We start from the raw sequence: 4,989 nt of genomic DNA on the forward strand, positions 1-4,989 counted from the left end.
CCATCAGCACCAGGGCGCGCGGCTCTGAGGCATGGCGCGCGGCGTAGGACCGCATGAACTGGTTCAGGGCGGCTTTGCTGGCGCGACAGACGTCGTTGCCGGCTCTCTCGTTGTTGGCGATGCTTCCCTGGCCCGAGGACATGACGCCGATGAGGCCATCCGGGGGAACTAGGTCCTGCAAGCTCTCGATCACCCGCATCGGGCTAAGCGCATTCGTCACCAGGACGCGAACGACCTCCTCCGTCGACGCGGTCCCGGAGGACTGCTGCGGGTTGGCGTTGGCGATGCCGGCATTGTGGAACAGGATATCAAAGCGGCGGCCCATGACCCGGTCGTGCAGCGCCGAGATCTGATCCGGCTTCGAAATGTCGAGCGACGCGATCTCGAGCCGGCCCGGGTGTTCATCCGCGAGATCGTGCAGCCCGGTTCTGGCGTCGCCTCGCAGCGTACCGACGACATTCCAGTCCCGCTTAAGGAACTCGGCGGCGATCGCGAGGCCAAGCCCGCGCGACGCACCAACGAGAAGGACTGCAGGGAGGGTGTCGCTTGAAGCGGGTGTACGCACGAGGATGTCTTCGCTGTTGAGCTCGGAAGCGAATGTGCGTGAACCCATCAGAGTGCGCCAGACGCAGCTCATGCACAAGATAGTTGCGCCTGACGCTATGGCTCGTCGTTCAGTTCCAGTAGCCTTCGTTCATGGAAACGCCGGACATGAACCTGCTTGCCGCCCTGGACGCGTTGCTGGCCGAGGGTAGCGTGACAGGCGCGGCGCGGCGTCTCGGCTTGAGCGCATCCGCCATGAGCCGCACTCTGGCGCGGCTTCGCGCCGCGACGGGCGATCCGCTGCTCGTGCGCGCCGGACGCGGACTTGTGCCGACACCCCGGGCCGCCGAACTGCGCGATCGGGTTCATCAACTGACCCGTGACGTGCGCGTCGTGCTCAGACCGCAGGCCAGCGATTTGGAGGTCGCCTCGCTTGAGCGAACCTTTACCATTCGCGCCGGCGAAGGTTTCACGGAACTATTTTCGGCGCCTTTGGTGGCTGCGATCATCGACGTCGCGCCACATGTCCAGCTGCGCTTCGCGCCCAAGCCCGACAAGGATGCTCTGCCCCTCCGGGACGGTCAGATCGATCTTGAGATCGGAGTGCTGGGAGCGTCGGCGCCGGAGGTGCGGACCCGTCTCCTCTTCCGCGACGCCTTCATCGGCGCCGCCCGGATCGGACATCCGTTGCTGGAAGGGCCCATGACGCCTGAACGCTATGCGGCCTGCCGGCATGTCGTGGCCTCGCGCAGAGGCAAGTTCACGGGGCCTGTCGATGACGCGCTGAAGGATCTTGGACTTAGGCGGGAGGTCGTCGCCGTCGTGCCTGGGTTCCCGGACGCCGTGCGCATCGCGCGCAACACGGACTTGGTGGCGCTCCTGCCGCGATCGGGGCTCGCCAGCCCGACCGGTGCTGACCCGACGGGGCTAGGTCTCGTCGGCTTTGACCTTCCCGTTCGTACGCCCCCGATCGCGATTTCGGCGATGTGGCATCCTCGAATGGACGCTGACCCGGCGCATAGATGGCTGCGCGACACCGTTCTGGCGGTGTGCCGTGCGGCAGCGGCGCCGGCTTGAGTCGTCTGGGGACGAGACGGCATGGGCCGCCGGGCGACGCCAGATGATTGGCGGACTCTCGCGCAGCCTGCTCCGCAACCCCCCAATCCACATCACGAATGCCGTGGATGAGGCTGGCCTCCGCGTCGCTAAATGGTGCCATCGCGTGGCGGTGTGAATGCTTCCGGTGTGAGGCCAATGGCGCCACATTCAGCTTGTTCTGGACCGCTGACCCAGTGGCGCTTCGCGAAGCGAAACACGCCGATAGATGGCGATGCGGTGAAAATAATTTTGCTGAAAATTCTCCAACGAATTCAAGAGCAATCTTTATCGTCGGTGACCATTTCGGATAAAGCCAGATGTTCGAGCAAATAGCCAAATTAACTCAAAAGGTTATCGGGGAATTTGACCATCGAGTGGGAGTAAGAAAGTGCAGTTAAGGCAATATGTTGTAGTATAACTATCATGTTGCTAATATCCGGCTTCGTCGTCGGCCTGCACCAGGTTGCGCAGACTTAAGCCCTGCAGGTTCCCTGTCGCGGCGCCGATCGCTCACTTGGCTCGGTCGAATATCTGGTCCGCAGTTCTGGTCTGCGCGCCAACGTCGCTCATGGGGTCGCGATATAGCTGCGCTGATCAAGTAAGGCGGGCAGCGTCGGCGCGGTCAAAGGCGATCTCGACCTGCATGCCCTTGCCGGGGCGCGAGCTGACATCCATCCGCGCCTTCGCATTTTGCAAGAGCGAGCGCACGATCAGGGCTGAGAGCTTGCCGGGTTTAGGCCATGTACACCCTTCGGGCAGGCCCACGCCGTCGTCTCTGACCAGGACGCGGCATCCTCCGGCGCTGTCCGTCACACTATGCAAGGCGATGGCGCCGCCGTCGCGACCCTGGAAGGCGTGTTTGAGGGCGTTGGTGAGCAGCTCGTTGACCACAAGCCCGGTTGGCATGGCGACGTCGAGCGAGACCAGCCAGGTATCCACCTGCAGATCGAGATGGATGCCCTCCACCGCGTGGGCGCGCATGACGGCGGACGCGATTTCACTCAGGTAGATTCCGAGATCGATCACCCCTTCGCCGGGGGCTTGATCGAGAGCACGGTACAAAAGGCCTAACGCCTCGACGCGCCCCGCCAGCCGATCGAATCCTTCGCCTGTGGATAGGTCTGTGACCCCGCGGGCCTCGACGCGGATCAGCGCGGTGATCATCTGAAGGTTATTTTTCACCCTGTGCTGCAATTCCTGCAGCTGGGTGTCCTTTTCGCGAACCCGATCTTCGAGTTCATCGAGCACTGCGGGATCACGCTTTGCGGCCGCTATGAGCGCCACGAGCCTGAAAGCCGGTTTTCCTTGGTCGTCCTCGATGACATTTGACCACGCATCGACCAGCAGCGGAGCGTCACCGTGCGGCATGAAGAAGGAGCCGAGGTGGTCTCGCCCTTTGGCGATCGCCTCGCTGAGAGACGTCATCTCAGGAGTCGCCGCCTCGCCCGGGAGGCTTTGCCAGCTGTTGCCGAGTATGGTCGTGTTCAACTGGCCCGACAGGCGCTCAAACGCCAGGTTGGCATAGATTACTTTTTCGATCGGATTGAGTTCCGAGACCGCGATCGCGATCGGAACCTGGTCGAGGAACTGTTTAAAGTGGTCGCCTTCAAGCGCGGCCACGAGCTTGGGGCGTTCGAGTATCTGTCCGATGCTATTCTCTGGAACGTCCGATACCATAAAAATCTACCGTGACCGCGACTGTCATAGAGCGCAACTCTGCGCCTATCTAATAGACCACTTGCCACGAGACCACTGCTGCATTGTCGCAGCCAGCCCTCGGAAATGTCCGCTGAATTGATAGCGAAGACGCACCTCGCTGGGTTCGTGCCGACCGTCGCGACATCTCACCTCCGAGAATCGACGCGGCCGTCTTGCAGTTGGACGACGCGGAACGCACGTCGTATGGCTGTTGAACAGCGCGGACGCGCCTCTGCGAGATCGCCTACCTCCCACTCCTGCTCCAGAAACACGGTCGTTGGGGGAACGACCCTGGTGTTTGCTCGTTGGATTCAGCATCGGGAAGTCGACGTTGCTCTCGCGACGTCCAAGGGGGAAGGGGCGGTTGCCGGAAATCATTCGACCGATACTGCTTTACGTGGAGGACGAGCCTCTAATTCTTGATCTTGGCATAACTGCCTTCGGGGATGCCGGCTTCGGGGTTGAGGCGTTTGGGTCGGCAGCGCAGGCACTGGCCGCGTTGGAAGCGCGGGCCGCCGAGTTCAAGGCGCTGATCACCGATATAGATCTGGGGCAGAGGTGGATGGCTCGGCGATCGCTACGCGAGCCCGGGAATTGCGCCCCGAACTGCCGATCATTTACGTCAGTGGCGGCAGTTCGAATGACTGGCCGTCCAAGGGTGCCCCAGGCAGCGTCAGGATTGTGAAGTCGTACGCGTTCACGCAGCTTGTCGTCACCGTTTCGACGGCGCTGGTAACGGGTGCATCGACCGGAGCCGGCAGCTAGGCGAAAAGCTGTGAACCTAGCTCTCGCGCAATGTGCTCGACGACGTCCATTGTCCCGACACCTGAGTAGCAGCCATCGTGGGCGGCAATGCGCCCACATCCTGCGGCGCCGGGTCCTGAAGATCGATGTCGAAGCCGAGGCCTACCCCAGCAGCAAGGCGCAGCTATCGACGTAGCGTTCGGCGATCTCTTCGGCCTGCCGCTGGCTGTCTCCGGCGGCCATGACATAACCGATCCGGTCGCCGTTGCTCATTGGCGGCGTCACAGGATCGCCAGGTCCCTTGAACAGCACCACCCGGCGAATGGCTTCCGGGGCGCTCTCAGGCAGGGTGAGGGTGAGGATGCGGCCGGGCCGATCCGCCACGATCCAGCGGATGGCGCAGTACCAACCTGCAGCAAGGCCATCCAGCGCTGCAACGGGTTGGCAAAGATGCAAATTGATGAGGTCGGCGTAGACGGATCGTTCGAGGGCGTAAGCCATCTGGAACGGGATCTGGGCGCTGACTAGGCGAGGGTTCACCTCGACCAGATAGGGCTCGTCCTGGGCCACGATCATCTCAATATGCGCCGCGCCAAAATCGAAGCCCATCGCATCCAGGATGGCGAAGGCATAGTCGGCGAGCGCGGCCGTGTCATAGCGGCTCGAGGGAAAGCAGCTTCCTCGGATTGCAAACGACGGCGGGGGATACATGAGCTTATCGTTGACCCCGATCAGGCGCCGTTCCTTCCCATCCGAAAAGACGTCGCAGCCGATCAGATTTCCGTGGACGTAGCGCTCGACGAGGAGTCGATTATTGGCCAGCACCCCCAGGCCGTAGTCAGTCGGCTCCGCCGCCGCAGCTTCCAGCGCATCGACGCGGGCGTCCAGGTCGGCCAGGCTGGTCAG

4 protein-coding genes are annotated in these 4,989 nt (G+C 62.5%); 1 reads left to right on the top strand and 3 read right to left on the bottom strand.

The window, feature by feature from the left end; genetic code table 11:
- The coding region (locus E8A12_RS21270) for an SDR family oxidoreductase (RefSeq protein WP_293372613.1) at positions 1-613 on the bottom strand (613 nt) is incomplete at its 3' end.
- Between the two features lie 83 nt (positions 614-696).
- Between E8A12_RS21270 and E8A12_RS21275 the strand changes: the two genes are divergently transcribed.
- Positions 697-1,620, top strand: coding sequence for a LysR family transcriptional regulator (locus E8A12_RS21275; RefSeq protein ID WP_293372615.1), 924 nt, complete (start codon positions 697-699; stop codon positions 1,618-1,620).
- A gap of 615 nt (positions 1,621-2,235) precedes the next feature.
- Here E8A12_RS21275 and E8A12_RS21280 read toward each other — a convergent pair.
- Positions 2,236-3,318, bottom strand: coding sequence for a histidine kinase dimerization/phosphoacceptor domain -containing protein (locus tag E8A12_RS21280; protein ID WP_293372617.1), 1,083 nt, complete (start codon positions 3,316-3,318; stop codon positions 2,236-2,238).
- Positions 3,319-4,245: 927 nt separating this feature from the next.
- A partial coding sequence (locus tag E8A12_RS21285) for an ATP-grasp domain-containing protein (RefSeq protein WP_293372619.1) occupies positions 4,246-4,989 on the bottom strand: 744 nt, incomplete at its 5' end.

This window comes from Phenylobacterium sp., from assembly GCF_004799395.1.
Taxonomy (GTDB): domain Bacteria; phylum Pseudomonadota; class Alphaproteobacteria; order Caulobacterales; family Caulobacteraceae; genus Phenylobacterium.

Coding starts and splice junctions, on each gene's coding strand:
- E8A12_RS21280 (WP_293372617.1), bottom strand. CDS start 3,318: ATGGTATCGGACGTTCCAGAGAATAGCATCGGACAGATACTCGAACGC.
- E8A12_RS21275 (WP_293372615.1), top strand. CDS start 697: ATGGAAACGCCGGACATGAACCTGCTTGCCGCCCTGGACGCGTTGCTG.